Origin of the sequence: Neglectibacter sp. X4 (assembly GCF_009917365.1) — a bacterium.
Taxonomy (GTDB): Bacteria; Bacillota; Clostridia; order Oscillospirales; family Acutalibacteraceae; genus Acutalibacter.
In genome coordinates, this window is the sequence record NZ_QWLE01000041.1 from 1 (window position 1) to 20,779 (window position 20,779).

Sequence of the window (20,779 nt, forward strand, 5' to 3'; positions counted from 1 at the left end):
CTTTATCGCTGCGGTACACGTCCGTTGTATCGCTATTTGGGCTGCCATTCGTGCCTAACTCATGTAGGCACTATTTAATAAGCTTGTAAATAAAACTAACCTTTCCCAATACGGCGCAAAAGCCCTAAAGAAACAGGCGGACCGCATAAAATCGTTTAATGAAATGCGCGAAAACTGAACCCGCTGGCAAACCCCGGAAGAGGCGGAGGCCGACGGCTGTTTTCAGCGTATAGAGGACCCCGAAAAGCCCGGTTTTTGGCGTGTCCGCACGCAAGCGGAATTTGAAGAGGAAAAAAACTTCATGCTGAATGATCTTATCCCGTACAGAATCAGCGAAATTCAAAAGGAAACAAAGGCCTGCTTCAAAAATATTCGCATGAAGCAAGATTGAAAACCGCGCCGGGGCATTTCATGCGGGCTGGCGGAACAATCCGCCAACACCAAAAGCCCGCCGGGTTCGATTCCCGGCGGGCTTTTAATCTTCCTGTTCTGTCAGCCATTCCATAGACACGCCCAGCACCTTTGCAAGCACGGTCAATTCGTAGTCGGTAACAAAGCGGGTCCCGATCTCAATTCGGCTTACGCTGTCCCGCTCCATTGTTACCCCTGCAATCTGCAAGCGGGCGGCAAGTTCGGCTTGCGTTATGTTCCGACGGGCGCGGGCTTCTTTTATCCGCTGTCCGCAAAGGTTCTTTCGGCCTTTGTATTCGTAAATCTTCAATGCGGCTTCCCTCCTATGTGTTAAAGTTCCGCTCTATTCTTTACTTTAACACGTGTCAAGTGTATAATTGTGTTAAAGGTCAGAACGACGTTGAAACAGACGGTTCCACCTTTGAAAAAATAAGCAAGCCGCCTAACCTTTCGGGCGGCGGAATGGAGGATTCCAAAATGAAAAGGGTTCTTTCTCTTATCCTTGCGGCGGGGCTTGCGCTGTCCCTCTCCGCGTGCGGCAACGTGCTGGTTGATCTCGACACGCCGAAATCAAGCGAACTTTCCGCGCAATATGATTTCTACCCGGATTCGATGAACACAATTCGGGCAGATATGCAGATCACGCCGGAACAGGCCGACGACGTTTTCATTGCGCTTGTGTCCTGCGGCCTTGACGGGAAGATCAGCACGGTTTCCGAAACCGACGGCGTTTACAAGGTTCGCTGGGGGACAAATACCCTTGAAGTTATGATGAACGACGACGGCACGATTTCCGAAATCAGCGACGGCAAAGACGTTCTTTATCCTGAATACAAACAATATAACTTCTTAACGGTTCATGCTGAATCGAATAGAAATACTTCGATATGTCGCATTTGAGAACCCAGCCGTCGGCATAATTGTGCTATATGTAGCCGTCACGTGCAACGCGTCCGGGTCGTCCCCGAAATTCAAGTTTGCGGTCTGAATGAAATAGCGGCGGGCGTTCTTGTCATTCAAGTTCTTTTGCTTTGGCTCCGATTCCTTGATTTTCTTTGACCGTGTGCCGCGCTTTACTGCCCTGCATTGCGCGTCGGTGTAGGTAAAAATATCAACCTCCCGATATTGCTTGCCGCAATAGATTTTCTTTTCACGAATGAAACTTCGCACCGTGCTTCACCCTCTTTCTGTCGATGAATAAAGCGGGCGTGTTCTGTTTCCGGCTGTCTGCTATACCTAACCTTGCAAGGGGGGAAGAGGGTTCACACAACGCCCCCTCCCTCTTCCCCCCTTGCAACCCCCCATCACCCTCGGCGGCGTATGAAGAGATATAGACAAGAGAAAAGGGCAAAGGGCAAGGGCCGAACCCTGCTGATCTCCCCGTTGCTTCCTGTATGACGTGGACAAGCTTTCGCCGGAATCTTAATACCCACTACAAGCCCGCCACGCCGCATAAAAACGGCGTTCTTTGTTGACTTTTCCGCCGATCTATGCTATACCTTATCCATAGGTTGATAGCACGAATATTCATGTACGCACGTCCATGGGGTCAGCGTCCACCACCAGCACCCGATTTTCGGAAGCAAGGCCCGGTGTTCGCGGTAAAGATCGCACGTAATCAGGGCGATTTTGTCCCGTGCGGTTCCGTAGTCCGTCATTCCGTCGTCGGCGGTCAGGTCGCTTTCAAACTCCATGAACGCCGCCGGGTCTGCGCCCTCTGCAATCAGCGCGTCAAGGAACGGCCCGTTCAGTTCCCGGCGCAAGGACGACTTGCGCCAATCGTTGCAGTTCTCTTCGTCGAAAGCCCGTTCAAAGACGGGTTCGGCGGCAATGGCAACCGTCCCTAAATCGTTTGTTTCTGTGAAAAAGTGTTCCAGCTTGACCCATTCCACGCCGCCGTAAACGAACCTTGCGCCGTCTTTCAGGGTTGAAAGTTGCTGTCTTTTCATGGTCGTTGACCTCCTAATCATTTTTTGAACCGTTCTGCTTTTCCGCGATAACGTCGCGGGCAAGCTTTGAAAAGATGAAATAATAGGCTGGCAGAAACAAGGCGAATACTTCTCCGCCTACTGCGGCATATCCGCGGTCGATCAGGGCGCGGGCTTGTCCCGCTCGAAAAAGCATGATTCCCGCAAGGGTCAGGGCCGCATATTTCGCAACGGTCCAGACTTCCGCCCGCTCATACCACGGGAACCCCTGCCGCTTCCTGCGGGGCCGTATGGGGTTCCTGCGTTCAATCTTGATCGGCTTCATCTTCCGCCCCTCATGACCGCCCGCGTATATACCGCGATTCTCCATAAAGGCGGGGTCAGCGTTTCCACAACTTGACCCAAAACCGCCGAAATCCTCTGCACTTCCGGGGCGATAATTTCCACCGCGCCGAAAGCTTCGATTGCAAGCGGGTTCACGGCTTTGTTGTCAATGTAGAGATCGGCAAACACTTTCCGCCCGTCGGAATGCTTCAAGCCGTTCTTTGCGGCGTGCGGGTTCCCCGGATTCTCATTGACCGCATACAGTGGGATTCCCTGCGCCTTACAGAACGCCACCGCTTCATCAAGCAAAGGGCGCGTTCCGTTCTCCCTGCTGGTGTAAAGAATGATCTTTGACCCCTCCGCCGCCAGCCGCTTCACATAGTCAACGACAAGGGCTCTCGGCTCTCCCACTTCCGGGAATGCGTCGGCGCAAAGTGTCCCGTCGAAATCGACGGCGACAAACTCATATTTTGGCATTGCTCCCGCTCCTTTCGATTCTGTCAGGGTCGGCAATCGTGACCGAACGCCCGGTTCTGTCCATTAGTTCAACTTGCAGGAACGCCCGCCGCTTTCCGGGTTCCCTGCGGCTAATCAGGGCGGAAATGCGCTGATATGTAATGCCCCCGTGAATAACCGGGCATTGCTCATCGAACGCCGCTTTTAGTTCGTCACGCGTCACGGCCCGCACCCCCCTTTCGGGAAATTTCATAGTCGGTCCCATAGCGGCGGCGTTTGCACCGCCAGCACGTGATTTTCTGATTCCTGCCGCCCACGCGCTTTATGTTGTGCTTTCCTGCCTTTTGTAGTTCAAGGAAGCAAGGCAAGCAGAATTGACGCTTCATGTCCTCACCCCCTCCCGCTCCGCCGGAAATCCCCTGCATTCGGGCAAGTTCTCCAATGCGGCACAAAGGCAACGGGAAGATCGCGGCTTTCCTCTTCCGGGCGGGCAACCCGCCCGACAACCACCGCGCCGTCGTCTGTCACGAAACGGTCGCACCCGTCCCCCTCGATCACGAATACGGGTTCAGGGTCAACGGGCATATTCTTTCCAGCGGTCGTCTTTATCCAGTCGATAGCACGCCCGCACCCGCGGCAAACACTCATACAACGCACCCCCGTTCCGCATAGGCTTTCGCTCCGATCTCCAGCATTCCCTGAATAAAAATCAGGGTGTCGCGCTCCGTCTGTGCGTCTGCTTCCCACGCCTTGACCTCTTCCGGCTTCAACCGCCGGGCGGTCAGGTCGGACAGGCCGCACCAATAGTCGCCGGGGCTTATCCCGTATTCCCTGCAAAACTCCCGCTTTGCGGTACTGTTCGTACCGCCGCCGAAAGAAACAATGTTCATCTTTTCATCGTCTTTCTTTTTCCTCCGATCTGTGGTAAAATACAGAATAGAGGGTTCGCGCCTATGAACGACGCTCAATTTCTTAACCTGATACGTCAAATTCAGCCCACTATGTATAAGGATATAGGGCTTGCTATCGGCTTTGGGAATATCTACAAAGCCTTGTTGCCGTATGGAGAAGATCAGGATTCTATAAAATGGAGGATCGAACAGTTAGAACGCCAGCAGAAACTTGAAGTTTTCCGGCTTGATTCGGTTATTAGTGCCGTTCGCGTTCTCCTGTGAACTATCCCCGGTCATAGATTCCTATTGACTGCGCCGCGCTGATAGCCATTGCCCAATCAATGTCTTTTTCTTCGTTCAGAATTTTTGCCGCATTCAAGGATATATCCAGCAGTTCTGCGGCTTCCAGCGCGGAATATCGCTTTACAAGGTCTGCAAGCCTTTTCGCCGCCTGTCTTGTCCCCTCGCTGGGTTCGTCCCTCAACTTCAACCACCAAAGGGGATTGTTGCGGTATTCCCCATACTGGCAGTTGCCACAATCTTTCTCCGGACAGTAATTGCAGAACCGTTCGTGAAAGGCTTCGTCCCACGGCCCCTCAATGCAGGGCAAGGACGCAAGGAACGCCGCCAGCGTTTCCGGGCTTTGCGTGATTCGTTCAAATTCTGTCACTGTCAAAACCTCCTGTTTAATTCTCGCGGGCTTATGCTCCCGCCGTTTCCGTCGCTTCCTCCGCCGCGACGCGCCCGCGCCGCTTGAAGTTCGCTTGTAACCTCTGCTGGGCAAGAACGGGGTTGTATGCGGGCCGCTGGTTGCGGTCAAGGATAACGGCCCCGCTTTCGTCCGTTTCTTCCCCGCGCTTCAATTCAAGGTATATCGTTTTTACGCTCATACCCAGCCGAACCGCTATGTCCGCCGCACGGTCGTTTGACTGATACCATGCGGAAATCTGCTTGCGGTCCGCGAATGTCAAATACCTATATTTCCGCAAGATTCTTCACCCCTGGTTCTGTTGTTCTCCTATTTCTTTGCAAAAAAATTAGGCTACACAGGCCGTTTGACCTTGTGTAACCTAATTGTAATGCTTGCCTCAGCGAGGGCACTGTCGAACAACTCCATACTCACGATTGGGCGGTTTTTAATTCCGACAGGCGGTATTACTGCAGATTGCAGGATGCAGACAGACGGATTTGCTGTTCTTGATGACCTCCTTGATACTCTGGACATCTCCGTGTTTTATATTCTTCCCTCGCCTTTGCTATGACAGTTTGTGTATTTTGTCTCTAAGGCGTTTCCTTTTTCCTTACCACCACTATAATTGCCTCAATCCTCCAACTGGGCGGTATACAGGCGGTAGTATTTGCCCTGTTTCTCCATTAACTGCTCATGGCTGCCCATTTCAGCAATGCCCTTATTGGCAATATAGAGGATGCGGTCGCTGCTTTTGATGGTGGAGAGCCGGTGGGCGATGATAAAGGACGTGCGGCCCTTTAAGAGGGCCTGGAGGCCCTGCTGCACCAGCTTTTCCGTTTTGGCGTCTATGGAGGAGGTGGCCTCGTCCAGCACCAGGATTTTAGGGTCGGAAAGCAGGGTGCGGGCAAAGGCCACTAATTGCCGCTGGCCCTGGCTCAGGCGGGAGCCGCGCTCGTTGACCTGGGTGTAATACCCGTCCTCCATCTGGCAGATGAACTCGTGGGCGCATACGGTTTTGGCGGCGGCAATCACCTCTTCGTCAGTGGCGTCCAAGCGGCCGTAACGGATGTTGTCCATAATGGTGCCGGAGAAAATGAAGCTGTCCTGGAGCATAATGCCCATCTGGCTGCGCAGGGACTGAAGCGTTACCCCGGCAATGTCATGGCTGTCCAGGAGCACCTGGCCGCCGTTCAGGTTGTAGAAGCGGGAGAGCAGGTTTACTACCGTTGTCTTGCCTGCCCCTGTAGGGCCTACCAGGGCGATGGATTCGCCGGGGGCAACCTCCAGGTTGAAATTTTCCAGAATATTCACGCTGCCGTCATAGGAGAAGGTCACGTCCTGAAAGGACACCGCGCCCTGAATGGGCGGCAGTTGGGCGGCTCCCGGCACGTCGTCCACCGTAACGGGTTCGTCCATCATCTCGAAAATGCGCTCCAGATAGGCCACCGCGTTGATAAAGGTGTTATAGAGGTTGGACAGGCTGAGCATGGGCTGCCAGAAGCGCCAGGCATAGGAGGACAGGGCGATAATGGTGCCTATCTGCATCCCAGGCCCCAGGGCGCACAGGCCCACCAGGTACATGGCCCCCACCACCCAGGTGGAGATGTTGTCTACAGACACCCAAATCAGGTTGGAGGTGTACTGGGCGCGCATCCAGCTCCGGCGGTAGTTCTGGTTCAATTTGTCGTAAATCCCGGCGTTTTCCTCCTCCCGCACAAAGGCCTGGGTGATTTTCATGCCGTCCAGGCTTTCATGAAGGTAAGCGTTCAGGTTGGAGGATTTGTTGGATACATCCTGCCAGGCCCGGCGCTGGGCAGGCTTCACCAAGAAGATGACAATGAGCAGCAAAGGCACCCCCGCCATCACCACCAGGGAAAGCCGCAGGTCGCAGATGAGCATGAAGGCGGCAATGAGCAGGAGGTTGAAAATTTCCAGGATAAAGTTGATAATGCCGTTAGACAGCGCGTCAGACACGCTGTTTATGTAGTTGATAACCCGCACCAGGATTTTGCCGTGGGGGCGGTCGTCATAGAACTGGAAGGGCAGCTTTTGCAGGTGGGCGAAAAGATCCTTGCGGATATCATAGATAATCTCCTGGCCGACGGAAATCATGTACCTGCTGCGCGCCCGGCCGAAGAGCACTGACACGACAATGGCGGCCAGCATGGCAGCGGACAGGAGCACCAGCTCCCCATAATCTTTATTGGGTACGGAGACATTGATGCCCCGCTGCACCAGCAGCGGCCCTACAAGGGCGGCTGCTGCGGAAATGGCGGAATACAGCAGGGAGAGCACCATTTTTTTCTTGTGCTGCCCGATGTATGTACCTGCCCGCAGCAGGTGTTTCAAGTTAAACGGGGTTTCCAGGTTTTCGTCTACGTCAAAGCGGTTGCGCGCCATTTCAGCCCACCTCCTTTTCTGTGCCGCCATTTTGCAGCAGGTAAACTTCCCGGTAATAGCCGGGCTGCTGAATCAGCTCCCTGTGGGTGCCTGCCTGGGTGATCCTGCCGTCCTCAATTACCACCACTTTATCGGCCCGCTTGGTGGTGGAAATGCGCTGGGCCACAATGATCTTGGTGCAGGGGAAGCTAAGGCCGGAAAGCTGCTCCTGAATGTACTTTTCTGTTTCCAGATCCACAGCGGAGGTGGTATCGTCCAGGATGAGGACGCTGGGCTTCACTGCCAAAGCCCTTGCCAGGGCAATGCGCTGCTTTTGCCCGCCGGACAGGCCTGTGCCCCGCTCGCCGATAACCGTGTCAAAACCCTGGGGCAGCTTTTCAGCGAAATCCACTGCCGCCATCCTGGCAAAGGCTTTCGCCTCATCCTCTGGCATGCCGCTGTCGCCATAACAGATGTTGCCGTCTACAGAATCGGAGAAGAGGAACACATCCTGGGTGGCAATGCCAATGGAGGAGCGCAGCTTTTTAAGGTCATACATGCGCACCGGCACGCCGTCTATGTCCACTTCCCCCTGGGTGGCGTCGGCAAAGCGGGGGATAAGGCTGATAAGGGAGGTTTTGCCGGCGCCTGTGGGTCCCATAATGGCAACTGTTTCCCCCGGCTCCACAGTGAGGTCGATATCCCGCAGCACCTGGGCGCCATGAAGCTTCAGCCCCGCGCCCTTGAACTCCACCCTGCCCTGCAGGCGGCCTTTGGGATTTACAGCGTCGGGGCGGGTGGTGATGGTAGACTTGGCATAGTAAAGCTCAATGATTTTGCTGGAGCTGGCAAAGAACCGCTGCAAATCGTTCAGGTGCATGCCCAGCATACGCATAGGCTCTACCAGCGTCCAGGTTAAGCCGTTAAAGAGGGTGAAAGCGCCAATGGTGATACGGCCATTGATCAGGAATATGCCGCCCACCAGCAGCACAGCCACAGAAAGGGACTGGGACAGGGTGTCCACATAGGGGCTGAATTTCAGCCATAGCAAAGACGCCGTCTCGTTGGCCTGCTTATAGTCCCGGTTCTTCTCGTCGAAGCGTTCTTTCTCATACTCCTCCCGGGCAAAAGCCTTTACCACCCGGTTGCCGGCGATGTTCTCCTGGGCGGCAGTGTTCAGGCGGGAGAGCTTTTCCCGAAGCTCCACATAGAGGGGGTGTACCTGGCGGGAAAACACCAGGGTGATGACAAAGATGAAAGGCGTTACAGCCAGCATGGTGAGGGCAAAGAGCCAGTCTGTGGCGAAGAAGGTGATAGTGGTGGTGGTGAACAGCACCACGCAGTGGATAAGCTGCCGGACAACCCAGCACACAGTGTGGCGGATCATGTCCATGTCGCCGGTAAGGCGGGTCATCAGGTCGCCGGTGCGGTAGGCGCTGTAGAAAGCCTGATCCTGCTCCTGCATGTTTTTATAGAGATCCCGGCGCAGGTCGTATATCAGCTTTTGGGACACGTTCTCATAGGTCATGATGGAAAGGTATCCGAAGCCTGTGCGGAACAAAGTGAACCCTATGAGGACTGCCACCATGATGATGAGGTGGCGGATGGCATCCTCCGCCACTGTCCCGGACTCCTGGAGGGGGCGGAAGATGGTGTCCATAATGCGGGCGGTTATGGCGGAGTTGCCCAGTGCCAGCACTGCCAGCACGACGGTGGAGCATAAAGCGAACACGTACTTTTTGCGCAGGCCCTGCAAGCGGGCCCACACCCATCTTAATTGAAACATAGCACATTTCCTCCCTGCTGAACGGGCAGCGGCGTGATAGGCGGGCTGGCGCCCTTTTGCTTTTGGGTAGTCAGCGCTGCCTGGAAATCAGCCTTTGCCGGTTTTCAAGCGCGCTTACGGTAAAACCCGTATCGGAAAGCTTTGCCGGCATCTCCATGGGCGCGGGTTCTAAACCCTGCTTATTATAGACCTGCCAGGAGAAAAAGCAAGATGGGTTTGTGTGAATTTTAAATTTCAGCAGTATAACAAATCCCCCCCGGTGATTTCTGGCAAAGTTTGTATACTATTCTTCTCCGGGTTTTGCCCTGCGCATCCCAGGTAAAACGCCTCCCGAACCAGAAGCTTCTGCTGCTTCCAAAGCGAAAAATTTGCAGGTTTGGCGGCTGCGGGGCAAAATTTTTGCTTTCCCCTCTTGATTTTGCAGGATCTGTATGATAATATTAGTTATATGCCGCTGTGGCGGAACTGGCAGACGCCCGGGACTTAAAATCCCGTGATGGCAACATCGTACCGGTTCGATCCCGGTCAGCGGCACCATGTAAGGACGATTATTTTGATACAATGAGTATCGAGATAATCGTCCTTGCTTTTTGCCTAAAACCGCTGAAAATAGCGGGTTTTCTAACAATTTTGAAGAAAGCGCCGCCTCTGGCCTGGTAGAAAACCGGGCCGGGGCGGTGCTTTTTTTGTTTTTTGAGGGTCATCAGGGGCTGGGCTACCATTGATTTATTGGGTATCATTATTTTATTGGGGCTATCGTTATACAGCAAATGAGCAGGGCAATCTTGCCTTGGATAGCCACACGACAAAAAATTTCAAAAAACATATTGACAATTATCGAAGTGTTGCATATAATAATATCGAAGAACTTAGATGTGAGGTGAGACAATGTACCTATCCGATAAACAGAGTACACGAGTTTTCAAGGCTTTCTGTGATGAAAACCGACTGCACATCCTGTCGCTGCTGCGCGGGGGTGAGAAGTGTGCCTGCAAGCTGTTAGACGAACTGCACATAGGGCAGTCCACCCTTTCCCACCACATGAAAATCCTCTATGATTCTGGTGTTGTTGTTGGCCGGAAAGAGGGAAAGTGGGTATATTACCGTATCGACCCGGAGGGGAGCGCACAGGCGGTTGCCTTGCTCACCCAACTGACAACCTGCACCGCAGAGGCAGAAGATATTGACTGCTTGTGTGGTTCAAGACGTGCCGTTGTATAATTTTTGTTTGTGCGATAAGTGAGCCGCCATGTGGCCAGTGGCGGTTTACTTTAGCAATAATAAATCGACAAATTGCGATTTATAGATTTTGTTCGTGGAGGTAACATATGGAAATCTTGCAAACCGTCTGGCTGTTCATCCAGGATCAAATCCTCGGAATGAAGTGGATGAACGTGCTGATCGGAAATTTGGTATCGGCGCTCGGCCTGGATACTGCGTCCCATTGGGGCGGTAGTATTCAATTTTTCATCTATGATGTAATCAAGATCACTATTCTGCTCTGCACTCTGATTTTCATAATCTCGTACATCCAGAGCTACTTCCCGCCAGAGCGGAGCAAGCGTATCCTGGGCCGGTTCCACGGCATCGGGGCCAACATCATCGCCGCTCTGCTGGGAACAGTAACGCCGTTCTGCTCCTGCTCGTCCATCCCGCTATTTATCGGCTTTACCAGCGCGGGCTTACCTTTGGGCGTGACCTTCTCCTTCTTGATTTCCTCCCCAATGGTTGACCTGGGCAGTCTGGTACTCCTTATGAGCATCTTCGGCGCAAAAATCGCCATTTGGTATGTCGTGCTGGGGCTGGTTATCGCCGTTGCAGGCGGCACTCTGATTGAGAAACTGCACATGGAGCAGTATGTGGAAGAATTTATCCGAAATGCCAGCAGCGTGGATTTGGAATCCCCCACTTTGACAAAGCGTGACCGGGTTATCTTTGCAAAAGATCAGGTTGTCAGCACGTTCAAAAAAGTGTTCCCCTACATTCTGGTCGGCGTGGGTATTGGCGCGATCATCCACAACTGGATTCCCGAAAGCTGGATTCAAGCGGTCCTCGGCAGCAACAACCCCTTTGGCGTGTTCTTGGCTGTCCTGGTGGGCGTTCCCATGTATGCGGACATCTTTGGCACAATTCCCGTGGCGGAGGCACTGCTGGCGAAGGGCGCACAGCTTGGCACTATTCTCTCCTTTATGATGGCCGTAACCACTTTGAGCCTGCCCTCCATCATCATGCTCCGCAAGGCGGTGAAGCCGAAACTGCTGGCCTTGTTCATTACAATCTGTTCTGTGGGCATCATCCTTGTCGGCTATCTGTTCAATGCGTTGCAGTATGTATTTATTTAATGCGGAGGCACTATGACAAAGAAAAATCTTGTAAAAATTCTGGTCCTCTGCCTGATTGTGGCGATTATCGCCGGTATCTATCTTTTCAAAAATCCACCTGCGACCACTCAGGCCCCGGAGGATTCTACCGCCCCAGAAGATACCGACTTTACGTTGACCGCAACGGAGGCCATTGACTTTGAGACGCTGGCCGAGCATGGCCTGCCTATCATCGTGGACTATGGCTCTGATTCCTGCGTCCCCTGCCAGCAAATGGCTCCGGTTTTGAAAACGATGAACGAGGAAATGACCGGCAAGGCGTTTATCAAGTTTGTGGATGTATGGGAGTATGCCGAGGCCGCATCAAATGTCCCCGTTCAAGTCATTCCCACGCAGGTGATAGTAAACGCGGACGGAACACCCTTTGTTCCCAGCGTTGAGTTGGCCCAACAGATTGACTTCATCCTATACAATTCACGGGAAACCGGGGAACACGTCTTTACCGTCCATCAGGGCGGATTGACCGAAGAACAAATGCGGCTGATCCTCACGGAAATGGGGGTGGAGGCATGATTGATTCCTGGCTGAACACCCTCGGCACTTTGATCTCTGAAAGTGTCTGGCTGGCCCCGCTGTTGGCTGTGCTGGCGGGAGTGCTGACCTCGTTTACGCCATGTTCTCTATCCAGCATCCCCCTGGTAATCGGCTATGTGGGGGGAACAGGTACAGAGCCTAAAAAGGCGTTTCATTTGTCGCTGGTGTTTGCCGCCGGTTCAGCAATCACCTTTACCATCCTGGGAACACTTGCATGGGCGATGATTGGCTCAAGTGTGACGGCAGCTTTGTGAGCGAGGACGATTACCCGGAGCTGGTGGCCCTGCTGGGGACCAAGCAGCCAACGGCGCAGGACCTCAAAACAGCCTACACCGCAGACAAGGCCGGAGCCATCACCAACACTTGTGTGTTCAACGGCTCCATCTGGGCATATCTGGTGGATGCCCATCTGCTGGTCTGCGTTCCGGCTACCGGCGCGGCAAAGACCATCCCTGTGACTGGAGCCGAGGCCCTGTCTGGAGCAAGCCCGGTGTATCTCTCTATCTGCGGTGGTTCTCTTTACCTGACACAGATCGGTGGAACGCAGGCGAAGATTCTCCTGTTTGAGTTGGTGTCGTTCACCGGCTCGGAAACCTCTATCAAAATGACGGCGGTAACCACCTATATCAGTGGTCGGGTGACTCAAACGGCGAACCAGTACACCATCCCTTATGTGGTAGATGTGGGCGGCACCAAGATGATGGCCCTCTATATGAGTGACAGCTATTTCTACTATATCACATGGACGGCTGGGCAGTATTCTTCCTCGGCGCAGCAGATTCAAGGCTACTGCATGGCTTATAGCGGCAGCATGAGTAAGCATTACACGCCGAAGTTGGCTGCAAAGTTCGGCTTTTCCGTGAAGAATCAGAACGAGGCGCTCTATGCTTCGCGTTTCCTTGGTATCTATCTCTACTCGAACAACTACGGATACAAGTTTTGGTTCAGCATCGCTTCTGTGTCTCAGTCCCTCTATGGAACGCCGGAGAGTGATCCGTATTCTTCCTATAACAGTTACACCAACATGGAAACGGCTATCGAACAGGATGAGCGCGGCAGGTATCTGAAAAGATTTGTCGCTGAGGATTATACCCCCCAGATGATCACGCTCCCTACTGGTGCGAACAATGAGTATCTCTACAACGTAGACCTCGTTGACCGAAAGGTCACACTGATGCATGGGCGGTACAACGGCAGCACTTTGCCGGAGTGGAGGGACATCAATATCAAACTCCCGTCCAGAGCGGTGCTGTTCACCGATTCCGTCTGCTATGTGGCGGAGCAGTCCATGTGGTTCATCTTTGTGGGGACCGGGCTGCTGTTCGGCTCCAAGTTGGCTGCGGGCGGCTGGGGTTATATCGACACGCTGGGCCTCCTGGGGCTGATTGCGAAGAACGGCTGCATCACCTATCTCCCCGGCGAGAACGCACTGTATCTCAGCGGCCTCAACTCCGCTGGCATCCCGGTGGTGTGCAAGCTGCTGTTCGATGGGCTGATGGATTTCTCCGGCGAGGGCGCGTGGCTCCCGGTCATGAGCAAGGATGGTATCCCCGCCTATATCAAGGCCAGATCGACCTAAACCAAATAACGGATGAAAGGCTGTCCGCCGCTTGGCGGATGGCCTTTTATTATACACATTTTCAGAAACGGAGGTTTTTGCAATGAAGGAATTTTGGAACACGGTTCAGTTCGTGTTCACCGCTGTGGGCGGCTGGCTGGGCTATTTTCTGGGCGGCTGTGACGGCCTGCTCATTGCCTTGGTGGTGTTCGCTTCGGTGGACTACATCACCGGGGTCATGTGCGCCATCAACGACCAGAAGCTGTCCAGCGAGGTGGGCTTTCGCGGCATCTGCCGGAAGGTGTTGATCTTCTTCCTGGTGGGCATCGCCAACATCCTGGATGTGGAGGTCATTGGCACCGGCTCGGTGCTGCGGACGGCGATCATCTTCTTTTACCTGTCCAACGAGGGTGTGTCCTTGCTGGAGAACGCCGCCCACCTTGGTCTGCCTATCCCCAAGAAGCTGAAGGATGTTCTGGCCCAGCTCCACGACCGGGCGGAGGAAGGCGGTGAGGACGAATGAGGCTCATTGAATCCATCCTCACCAAGAATCCCTGCTACACCGCTGGCCGGAAGATTACGGTCAAGGGGCTGATGCTCCACTCCGTGGGCTGTTCCCAGCCCAGCGCCCAAGTGTTCATCAAGAACTGGAACAGCGCCAGCTACGACCGGGCCTGCGTCCACGGTTTCATTGACGGCAATGACGGCACCATCTACCAGTGCCTCCCCTGGGACCATCGGGGCTGGCATTGCGGGGCCAGCGGCAACAACACTCACATCGGGGTGGAGATGTGCGAACCCGCCTGCATCAAGTACACCGGCGGGGCCACCTTCACCTGCTCCGACAAGGCCACCGCCCAGACGGTCGCCAAGCGCACCTATGACGCGGCGGTGGAGCTGTTCGCCATGCTCTGCCAGAAGTTCTCCCTGGACCCGCTCGGCGATGGGGTGATCGTCAGCCATAAGGAGGGCTGTAAGCGTGGCATCGCTTCCAACCACGGCGATCCGGAGCATCTGTGGACGCAGCTCGGCCTGCCCTACACGATGGACACCTTCCGCAAGGCCGTGAAAGCGGCGATGGGTGGCGGGGCCGCTGCCCCCAGCGGTGTGTCCGGCACGAAGATCATGGGCGCGGCGGTGGCTACTGCGGAACAGATGTGCACCTATCTCAAGGCCAAGAATCCCATGGTGGCCCAGAGCGTTCTGGACATGGTGCCGCTCTATCTGTCCGAGGGAGCAGCGGAGGGTGTACGGGGCGACATCGCCTTTGCGCAGTCCTGTCTGGAGACCGGGAACTTTGCCTTCTCCGGCTCCGCCGTCACACTGGACCAGAACAACTTCTGCGGCATGGGTGTCACCGCCAACGGCATGAAGGGCAACTCCTTCTCCACGGCCCAGCTTGGTATCCGGGCGCAGGTGCAGCACCTCAAAGCCTACGCCTCCACCGAGCCGCTGAAAGGCGAGTGCATCGACCCCCGGTTCAAGTATGTGGCGCGGGGCTGTGCCGAGGTGGTGGAGTGGCTGGGACAGCGGGAGAATCCCCAGGGTAAGGGCTGGGCCACCGGCGCGGGCTACGGGAAGAAGATCATCGCCATCCTCAAAGCCATCCTCGCCACCTCTGGCGGGGCTGCTCCGGCCCCTGTTCCTGACGCCGTTCCCTTCTTGGTGAAGGTGTCCGTCCCCGATTTGCGCATCCGCAGCGGCCCCGGAACGGACACCGCCGCCACTGGGAACTTCACTGGCATTGGCGTGTTCACCATCACCGAGGTCAAGGACGGCCCCGGCTCTGCCAAGGGCTGGGGCAGGCTGAAATCCGGCGCAGGCTGGATTTCCCTGGACTATGTGACAAAGCTATAAGGCGCATCAAAAGCCTGCGGGTTTCTCTTTTGGAGATTTCCCGCAGGCTTTTTTTGATTTTCGGTTATAGTTTCGCTGTTCTGTGGCCTACCTGTAAGGAGGTATCACAACATGGCTACGGACAAATCAATCGAAATTATGGAATATCGGCGGCAGGGGCTGGGCTATAAGCGCATCGCCGCCATCACAGGCTATTCCCTCAATACGGTCAAATCTGTGTGTCGGAGGAGTCAGGCGGCAGTCGAGAAGCGGTGTCTCCAATGCGGGGCCGCTGTGGAGCAGACGCCCCATCGGAAGGAAAAGAAGTTCTGCTCGGATGCCTGCCGCGTGGCTTGGTGGAACTCCCACCCGGAGCGGGTCAACCGCAAGGCTTTTTATCATCTGGTCTGCGCACATTGCGGCCAGCCTTTTGAAAGCTACGGGAACCAAAAGCGGAAATATTGCTCCCGGCGCTGCTACGATGACGCTCGGCGGAAGGGGGTGGAATGATGGAGTTCTTCGACCGCCTTGTCGCCTACAAAGCAGCCATGAGCCTCGCCGCCGCAATGCTTCGGCAAGGCATTATTTCGGAGAGGGACTACGCCGAAATTGATACAATTATGACCAAAAAGTACGGCCTGTCTTTGGATAGCATTTTTCGCACAATAACTTGATAAAACTGCGGTTTAGAGCGAATATGTGACCACCAAGGAGGCGATTTTTTGGAAAGAACAGTTCAACGGGTGGGGTTTAGCATCCCCGCCCAGCCCAAGGCCAAGCGGGTCGCGGCCTATGCCAGAGTGTCCTCCGGCAAGGACGCCATGCTCCATTCCCTGTCGGCTCAGGTCAGCTACTACAGCGACCTTATCCAGAACCATCCTGGCTGGCTCTATTGTGGGGTGTATGCGGACGAGGCCCTGACCGGCACGAAGGAGAACCGCGCCGAGTTCCAGCGTCTGCTGGCGGAATGCCGCTCTGGGAACATCGACCTCATCATCACGAAGTCGATCTCACGGTTCGCCCGGAACACTGTAGTGCTGCTCCAAACCGTCCGGGATTTGAAATCGCTGGGTGTGGATGTTTATTTCGAGGAACAGAACATCCATTCCATGAGCGCGGACGGAGAGCTGATGCTCACCATTCTGGCATCCTACGCCCAAGAGGAGAGCCTTTCCGCCAGCGAGAACCAGAAATGGCGCATCAAGAAAAATTTCGAGGATGGTAAGCCCTGGTCGGGGCAGGTGCTGGGCTATCGGTACGAGGATGGCGTTTACATCGTCAAGCCGGAGGAGGCCGAGATCGTGCGGAGTATCTTCGCCGACTACCTTTCCGGCATGGGCATTGAGGCCATCATGAAAAAGCTGAACGCCCAGGGCAAACCCTCCCGCAACGGCCACGCATGGTGCCGCTCCAGCGTTCGGAAGGTGCTGGGGAATTACTCCTACACAGGAAACCTGCTCCTCCAGACCACATTCCGGGAAAACCACATCACCAAAAAGACGCTGCCCAACCGGGGTGGTATTTCTGTTCAAGGACGGCACTCAAACCGTTAAACGATGGGCAGACCGCTCCAGAGCGGAAAGCTGGACCCCAGAGATGAAAGCTGCCGCCAGAGAATTTGCGAAGAAAGGACGGGCGATGAGATCATGCCAGCAGCAAGAGCAGTAACGGTCATTCCGGCCACCATCAATCTGCACAGCCAGATTCCCGTGGTGGCGGCTGGGAAACGCCGGGTGGCGGGGTACGCCCGCGTGTCCACTGACAGCGATGAGCAGTTCACCAGTTATGAGGCACAGATTGACTATTACACCCGCTACATCAAAAACAACCCAGAGTGGGAATTTGTGTCAGTCTATACGGACGAGGGCATTTCGGCGACCAACACCCGCCACCGGGATGGATTCAACCAGATGATTTCTGATGCCCTCGCCGGGAAGATCGACCTCATCGTCACCAAGTCGGTGAGCCGCTTTGCCCGGAACACGGTAGACAGCCTTTCCACCATCCGAAAGCTGAAAGAAAACCACATCGAGGTCTACTTCGAGAAAGAAAACATCTGGACCTTCGATTCCAAAGGCGAGCTGCTGCTGACCATCATGTCCTCGCTGGCCCAGGAGGAGAGCCGCTCCATTTCGGAGAACGTGACCTGGGGCCAGAGAAAGCGGTTCGCGGATGGCAAGGTCAGTCTCCCCTACAAGCAGTTCCTCGGCTATGAAAAGGGGCCGGATGACCTCCCCGTCATTGTGGAGGAGGAGGCCATCATCGTTCGGAGGATTTACAGCCTTTTCATGGCGGGGAAAACGCCCTACCTCATCGCCAAGGCCCTGACCGCTGACGGCATCCCTACCCCGGCGGGAAAATCGAAATGGGGAACGACCACGGTGGCCTCCATCCTGACGAATGAGAAGTACAAGGGAGCGGCGCTCCTGCAAAAGAAATTCACCATCGACTTCCTGGACAAGAAGATGAAAGTCAACGAGGGCGAGGTTCCGCAGTATTACATCGAGCAGAGCCATCAGCCCATCATCGACCCAGAGGAATTTGACAAGGTGCAGGCCGAGTTCGTGCGCCGAAAGGGGCTGGGCCACCGCTACAGTGGCAACAGCATTTTTGCCGCCCGCATCGTCTGCGGTGACTGCGGCAGCTTTTATGGCTCCAAGGTCTGGCACTCCAACAGCAAATACCGCCGCACCATTTGGCAATGCAACGAGAAATTTGCCGGGGAGCGGAAGTGCCGGACGCCCCATCTGCGGGAGGAGGACATCAAGGCCCGGTTCCTGGCAGCGTTCAATCAACTGCTGGACGGCAAGGACACTTTGCTGGAGGATTGCCGCATCATGCAGAACCACCTCACCAACTGCTCTGCCATTGACGCCGAGCTGGAGGAACTGCGCCAGGAAATTGAGGTGGTGACGGAATTGACCCAGCGGTGCATCCAGGAGAACGCCCGGAGCGCCCAGAGCCAGGAGGAATACACTGAACGCTACAATGGCTATGTAGCACGGTATGATGCGGCAAAGGCCAAGCTGGACGCGCTCCAGATAGAGAAAGCCCAGCGGCTGGCCCAAGCGGATAGCATCGGCGGGTTTATGTTTGAACTCTCCGAGTACACCGAAGCCATCACTGAATTTAACGAGGGACTTTGGCTGGCGGTAGTCGAGAAAGCCACGGCCTACCACGATGGGCGGCTGGTGTTCACCTTCCAGAACGGCACCGAGATAGAGGGCTGACACAGATAAAACCCGTTGATTCCGCAAAATGGGATCAACGGGTTTTACATTGTGTCCATAAGCTCCAGCAGAAGGTTCCTCTGCCTGTCCGACAGCGAGGTCCATTTGGCGAACAGCGTCTGCTGTTCATCGGTCAGCTCCAGAGGATTCCCTTCGGCGAAGAATTGTGCCAGAGTAATACCGAACGCCGTACACACCGCCTCCAAGGTCGGCAGCGTGGGAGCGTTGTTTCTCTTGAACATATTTGTAACGGTGGAGTGGGACAAGCCCGATTCTTTTGCCAGCCGGTATTCCGTCCAGCCCCGCTCCACCATCATGTCTTTGATTCGGCCTTGTGCGTCCACATCATCACCCGCCTATCTGTAACTATTATAATTCCCAAAATGGTGTTATAATAGGCACGATGGGTAGATAGCGAACAGCCCAAAAAGGACATAGTGTTTTAATAGCCCTGGCTGGGGAATACTGACTGAAACAGGAGGTTGTCATGGAAGAACCTAAAACAATTTTTGAATACTTGGCCCAGAAGCAAAATATCACAGTAGAAGAAATGAGGGCCATCATCGCGGCCCGCATTGAAGCTGGGATGAATGACCCTGACCCGGTGAAACGGGCATCGTGGGAGGAGATACCACGCGCCGGGGAAATCCCCACGCCGGAAGAATGGCTCCGCTATGCGGTGGAACAACTGGAAGCGGAAGGGCGCGGCGATCTGCTGCGCTGGTATGAAATCTTTTGATACAGAAAATCAACGGTGCCGGGAACCCTGACATCCCCGGCACAGATTTTATTTTGTATTCATAGCCCGAAGCATTTGTAGCGCCGCCTGCTTCTGCTCTGGGGAAAGAGACACCCAATGGTCGAACAACTCCTTCAATTCTGGCGTCAATTCCACCATCTCGCTCTCGGCGAAGAATTGAGCCAGGGAGATGCCGAAAGCAGAGCATACGGCCTCCAAGGTTGCGATGGATGGAACTGTGTTTCGCTTAAAAATATTCGCCAGTGTAGACTCGGAAAGCCCGCTCTCCTTCGCCAGCCGATAGGCTGTCCAGCCCCGTTCCGCCATCAACTGCCGCAATCTGGAATGTGTGTCCATGATGTCACCTCCCTCTTGCTCATATTTTACCGTTCACTTAAATGGTTTTATACCGTTGACTTGTACTGAATATACCGTTATATTAAACAGTGTTATCACACGAAGGAGGACGGTAAAATGACGGAGCAAGAGTTGAGACAACATCGGTGCTGCTTCACAGGCCACAGACCGGAGCGCCTCGGAATGCCGGAAATCGAGGTTATTTCTGGGTTGAAAAAAGGAATCCGTCAGGCTATTGCTGACGGATTCCAAACATTTATCTCAGGGATGGCAAGAGGAGTCGATCTCTGGGCGGCGGAGATTGTACTGGAACTCCGGGACGAGGGGGCCGCAATCCGCCTCATCTGCGCCAGTCCCTACACAGGTTTCGAGAGCCGCTGGAGCCGGGAGTGGCAGGAGCGGTACCGCCAAGTCATGGAGCGGGCCGACCTGGTGCGCTTCATCTGCCCCGGATACAGCCGGGATTGTTTCCAGCGGCGGAACCAGTGGATGGTTGACCATTCGGCGCGGGTGATTGCCGTTTATAACGGCCAGCCCAGCGGAACACGGAACACGATAGAATACGCAAGGCAGCACGGAGTGCCGGTGATTCTGTTCCCTCGCTAATATTTCTCCACAAAATGCTGTTAGACCGCTGAACTTATTAGCCTTGCACACCCCTCTGCAAACACCCCCCTACGCAAAAAGGGTGTGCATTTGTATCAAGTTTTGCCACCTTTGCCATCTAAGGACATTTATTTTGATACAAAGAGTATCAGGATAAATGTCCTTTATTTTCGCCCAAACCCGCCTAAAATGGCCGTTTTTCCAGCATTGTTAATCAAAAGCCCGCCGCTGGCCGGATAAATTTCCAAACCAGCGGCGGGCCTTTTTGCATTTCTGAGATTTTGGTGATGAGGCTATCGTTGATTTATTTGGTATCGTTATTTTATTAGGGCTATCGTTAAACCATCACTGTTTCTTGACCGCAGGCTCTCCTTCCCAGTAGATAATTATAGGAATTAGATGATGCTTGCATATTTTGTTCTTGATAGAATCAACGTACAAAAAGAAATGGTCATCATGGGTGGCGATACCACCTTTGCAAAAAGTATTCCCAAACTACCCAACTTAGGGAGTGTACTTCCCGGCCCCCAAGCTGTATAATGTGATATCATCGGCTTGTGATGCCCGATAAAAGCCTAGATTTCACAAAAAATTTACAGAAAAAGGGTTGAAATTTCGAGATGAGCGCCAATAATTGTTTAGCAAGCAAGCAAGCAAGCAAGCAAGCAAG

The 20,779-nt window shown here is 54.4% G+C and carries 28 protein-coding genes and 1 tRNA gene; 16 read left to right on the forward strand and 13 right to left on the reverse strand.

Annotated features, from left to right (window positions below; all coding sequences use genetic code 11):
- Nucleotides 1-475 precede the first annotated feature (475 nt).
- Nucleotides 476-721, reverse strand: coding sequence for a helix-turn-helix domain-containing protein (locus D1841_RS12615; RefSeq protein ID WP_160265515.1), 246 nt, complete (start codon nucleotides 719-721; stop codon nucleotides 476-478).
- Nucleotides 722-888: 167 nt separating this feature from the next.
- Here D1841_RS12615 and D1841_RS12620 point away from each other — a divergent pair, with 167 nt between their 5' ends.
- Complete coding sequence (locus tag D1841_RS12620; protein WP_160643466.1) at nucleotides 889-1,311, forward strand: lipoprotein; 423 nt, start codon at nucleotides 889-891, stop codon at nucleotides 1,309-1,311.
- A 593-nt stretch (nucleotides 1,312-1,904) separates the two neighbouring features.
- Here the strand turns inward: D1841_RS12620 and D1841_RS12625 are convergent.
- The 6 genes from D1841_RS12625 to D1841_RS12650 all read right to left on the reverse strand — a co-directional run bounded on the left by D1841_RS12625 (nucleotide 1,905) and on the right by D1841_RS12650 (nucleotide 4,009).
- Nucleotides 1,905-2,360: a hypothetical protein gene (locus D1841_RS12625; RefSeq protein WP_160643468.1), complete on the reverse strand. Its 456-nt coding sequence runs from the start codon at nucleotides 2,358-2,360 to the stop codon at nucleotides 1,905-1,907.
- Nucleotides 2,361-2,373: 13 nt separating this feature from the next.
- Nucleotides 2,374-2,664 (reverse strand): hypothetical protein, encoded by a 291-nt coding sequence (locus tag D1841_RS12630; RefSeq protein ID WP_160643470.1) that lies wholly within the window; start codon nucleotides 2,662-2,664, stop codon nucleotides 2,374-2,376.
- Complete coding sequence (locus tag D1841_RS12635) at nucleotides 2,661-3,140, reverse strand: hypothetical protein (RefSeq protein ID WP_160643472.1); 480 nt, start codon at nucleotides 3,138-3,140, stop codon at nucleotides 2,661-2,663. Before D1841_RS12635 ends, D1841_RS12630 begins: the two co-directional genes overlap by 4 nt.
- A complete protein-coding gene (locus D1841_RS12640; RefSeq protein WP_160643474.1) occupies nucleotides 3,127-3,342 on the reverse strand; it encodes a hypothetical protein in 216 nt (71 codons plus the stop codon). Before D1841_RS12640 ends, D1841_RS12635 begins: the two co-directional genes overlap by 14 nt.
- 167 nt (nucleotides 3,343-3,509) lie before the next feature.
- Complete coding sequence (locus tag D1841_RS12645; RefSeq protein ID WP_160643476.1) at nucleotides 3,510-3,767, reverse strand: hypothetical protein; 258 nt, start codon at nucleotides 3,765-3,767, stop codon at nucleotides 3,510-3,512.
- On the reverse strand, nucleotides 3,764-4,009 hold the full coding sequence (locus D1841_RS12650; RefSeq protein ID WP_160643478.1) for a hypothetical protein: 246 nt from the start codon (nucleotides 4,007-4,009) through the stop codon (nucleotides 3,764-3,766). Before D1841_RS12650 ends, D1841_RS12645 begins: the two co-directional genes overlap by 4 nt.
- A gap of 63 nt (nucleotides 4,010-4,072) precedes the next feature.
- Between D1841_RS12650 and D1841_RS12655 the strand changes: the two genes are divergently transcribed.
- Entirely contained in the window at nucleotides 4,073-4,294 is a 222-nt protein-coding gene (locus D1841_RS12655; protein ID WP_160643479.1) for a hypothetical protein, read from the forward strand.
- Between the two features lies 1 nt (nucleotide 4,295).
- On the opposite strand, the gene D1841_RS12660 is transcribed toward D1841_RS12655, so the two are convergent.
- From D1841_RS12660 to D1841_RS12675, 4 genes are all read right to left on the reverse strand, one after another.
- Complete coding sequence (locus D1841_RS12660; RefSeq protein WP_160643481.1) at nucleotides 4,296-4,682, reverse strand: hypothetical protein; 387 nt, start codon at nucleotides 4,680-4,682, stop codon at nucleotides 4,296-4,298.
- Nucleotides 4,683-4,713: 31 nt separating this feature from the next.
- A complete protein-coding gene (locus D1841_RS12665; RefSeq protein WP_237076340.1) occupies nucleotides 4,714-4,983 on the reverse strand; it encodes a helix-turn-helix domain-containing protein in 270 nt (89 codons plus the stop codon).
- A gap of 350 nt (nucleotides 4,984-5,333) precedes the next feature.
- Nucleotides 5,334-7,103, reverse strand: coding sequence for an ABC transporter ATP-binding protein (locus D1841_RS12670; protein ID WP_160643485.1), 1,770 nt, complete (start codon nucleotides 7,101-7,103; stop codon nucleotides 5,334-5,336).
- A 1-nt stretch (nucleotide 7,104) separates the two neighbouring features.
- Complete coding sequence (locus tag D1841_RS12675; protein WP_160643487.1) at nucleotides 7,105-8,868, reverse strand: ABC transporter ATP-binding protein; 1,764 nt, start codon at nucleotides 8,866-8,868, stop codon at nucleotides 7,105-7,107.
- A 450-nt stretch (nucleotides 8,869-9,318) separates the two neighbouring features.
- On the opposite strand from D1841_RS12675, the gene D1841_RS12680 reads away from it, so the two are divergent.
- The 12 genes from D1841_RS12680 to D1841_RS12735 all read left to right on the forward strand — a co-directional run bounded on the left by D1841_RS12680 (nucleotide 9,319) and on the right by D1841_RS12735 (nucleotide 18,407).
- Nucleotides 9,319-9,405 (forward strand) — tRNA-Leu (locus D1841_RS12680).
- A 351-nt stretch (nucleotides 9,406-9,756) separates the two neighbouring features.
- Nucleotides 9,757-10,089 carry a helix-turn-helix transcriptional regulator gene (locus D1841_RS12685; RefSeq protein ID WP_160643489.1) on the forward strand — a complete coding sequence of 111 codons (333 nt, stop codon included), beginning with the start codon at nucleotides 9,757-9,759 and terminating at the stop codon, nucleotides 10,087-10,089.
- A gap of 107 nt (nucleotides 10,090-10,196) precedes the next feature.
- Nucleotides 10,197-11,210: a permease gene (locus tag D1841_RS12690; RefSeq protein WP_160643490.1), complete on the forward strand. Its 1,014-nt coding sequence runs from the start codon at nucleotides 10,197-10,199 to the stop codon at nucleotides 11,208-11,210.
- Between the two features lie 12 nt (nucleotides 11,211-11,222).
- The gene (locus tag D1841_RS12695; RefSeq protein ID WP_160643492.1) at nucleotides 11,223-11,762 is read left to right on the forward strand and encodes a thioredoxin family protein; all 540 of its coding nucleotides are present in this window, start codon (nucleotides 11,223-11,225) and stop codon (nucleotides 11,760-11,762) included.
- Nucleotides 11,759-12,037 carry a cytochrome c biogenesis protein CcdA gene (locus D1841_RS12700; RefSeq protein ID WP_160643493.1) on the forward strand — a complete coding sequence of 93 codons (279 nt, stop codon included), beginning with the start codon at nucleotides 11,759-11,761 and terminating at the stop codon, nucleotides 12,035-12,037. Before D1841_RS12695 ends, D1841_RS12700 begins: the two co-directional genes overlap by 4 nt.
- Complete coding sequence (locus D1841_RS12705; protein WP_160643495.1) at nucleotides 11,998-13,362, forward strand: tail fiber protein; 1,365 nt, start codon at nucleotides 11,998-12,000, stop codon at nucleotides 13,360-13,362. Before D1841_RS12700 ends, D1841_RS12705 begins: the two co-directional genes overlap by 40 nt.
- Before the next feature lie 82 nt (nucleotides 13,363-13,444).
- Nucleotides 13,445-13,864, forward strand: coding sequence for a holin family protein (locus D1841_RS12710; RefSeq protein WP_160643497.1), 420 nt, complete (start codon nucleotides 13,445-13,447; stop codon nucleotides 13,862-13,864).
- Nucleotides 13,861-15,198, forward strand: coding sequence for an N-acetylmuramoyl-L-alanine amidase (locus D1841_RS12715; RefSeq protein ID WP_160643499.1), 1,338 nt, complete (start codon nucleotides 13,861-13,863; stop codon nucleotides 15,196-15,198). Before D1841_RS12710 ends, D1841_RS12715 begins: the two co-directional genes overlap by 4 nt.
- Before the next feature lie 111 nt (nucleotides 15,199-15,309).
- Entirely contained in the window at nucleotides 15,310-15,687 is a 378-nt protein-coding gene (locus D1841_RS12720; protein WP_160643501.1) for an RNA polymerase subunit sigma-70, read from the forward strand.
- A complete protein-coding gene (locus D1841_RS12725) occupies nucleotides 15,684-15,851 on the forward strand; it encodes an SHOCT domain-containing protein (RefSeq protein ID WP_166554268.1) in 168 nt (55 codons plus the stop codon). Before D1841_RS12720 ends, D1841_RS12725 begins: the two co-directional genes overlap by 4 nt.
- 48 nt (nucleotides 15,852-15,899) lie before the next feature.
- Nucleotides 15,900-16,730 (forward strand): recombinase family protein, encoded by an 831-nt coding sequence (locus tag D1841_RS12730; RefSeq protein WP_160643503.1) that lies wholly within the window; start codon nucleotides 15,900-15,902, stop codon nucleotides 16,728-16,730.
- Between the two features lie 93 nt (nucleotides 16,731-16,823).
- Nucleotides 16,824-18,407, forward strand: a complete 1,584-nt coding sequence (locus D1841_RS12735) for a recombinase family protein (protein WP_023347297.1) — start codon at nucleotides 16,824-16,826, stop codon at nucleotides 18,405-18,407.
- Between the two features lie 44 nt (nucleotides 18,408-18,451).
- On the opposite strand, the gene D1841_RS12740 is transcribed toward D1841_RS12735, so the two are convergent.
- Entirely contained in the window at nucleotides 18,452-18,751 is a 300-nt protein-coding gene (locus D1841_RS12740) for a helix-turn-helix transcriptional regulator (RefSeq protein WP_023347298.1), read from the reverse strand.
- A 143-nt stretch (nucleotides 18,752-18,894) separates the two neighbouring features.
- On the opposite strand from D1841_RS12740, the gene D1841_RS12745 reads away from it, so the two are divergent.
- The gene (locus tag D1841_RS12745) at nucleotides 18,895-19,146 is read left to right on the forward strand and encodes a hypothetical protein (protein ID WP_023347299.1); all 252 of its coding nucleotides are present in this window, start codon (nucleotides 18,895-18,897) and stop codon (nucleotides 19,144-19,146) included.
- A 48-nt stretch (nucleotides 19,147-19,194) separates the two neighbouring features.
- Here D1841_RS12745 and D1841_RS12750 read toward each other — a convergent pair whose 3' ends face one another.
- Complete coding sequence (locus tag D1841_RS12750; RefSeq protein WP_023347300.1) at nucleotides 19,195-19,503, reverse strand: helix-turn-helix domain-containing protein; 309 nt, start codon at nucleotides 19,501-19,503, stop codon at nucleotides 19,195-19,197.
- 117 nt (nucleotides 19,504-19,620) lie between these two features.
- On the opposite strand from D1841_RS12750, the gene D1841_RS12755 reads away from it, so the two are divergent.
- Nucleotides 19,621-20,109 carry an SLOG family protein gene (locus tag D1841_RS12755; RefSeq protein ID WP_023347301.1) on the forward strand — a complete coding sequence of 163 codons (489 nt, stop codon included), beginning with the start codon at nucleotides 19,621-19,623 and terminating at the stop codon, nucleotides 20,107-20,109.
- Nucleotides 20,110-20,779: the final 670 nt, after the last annotated feature.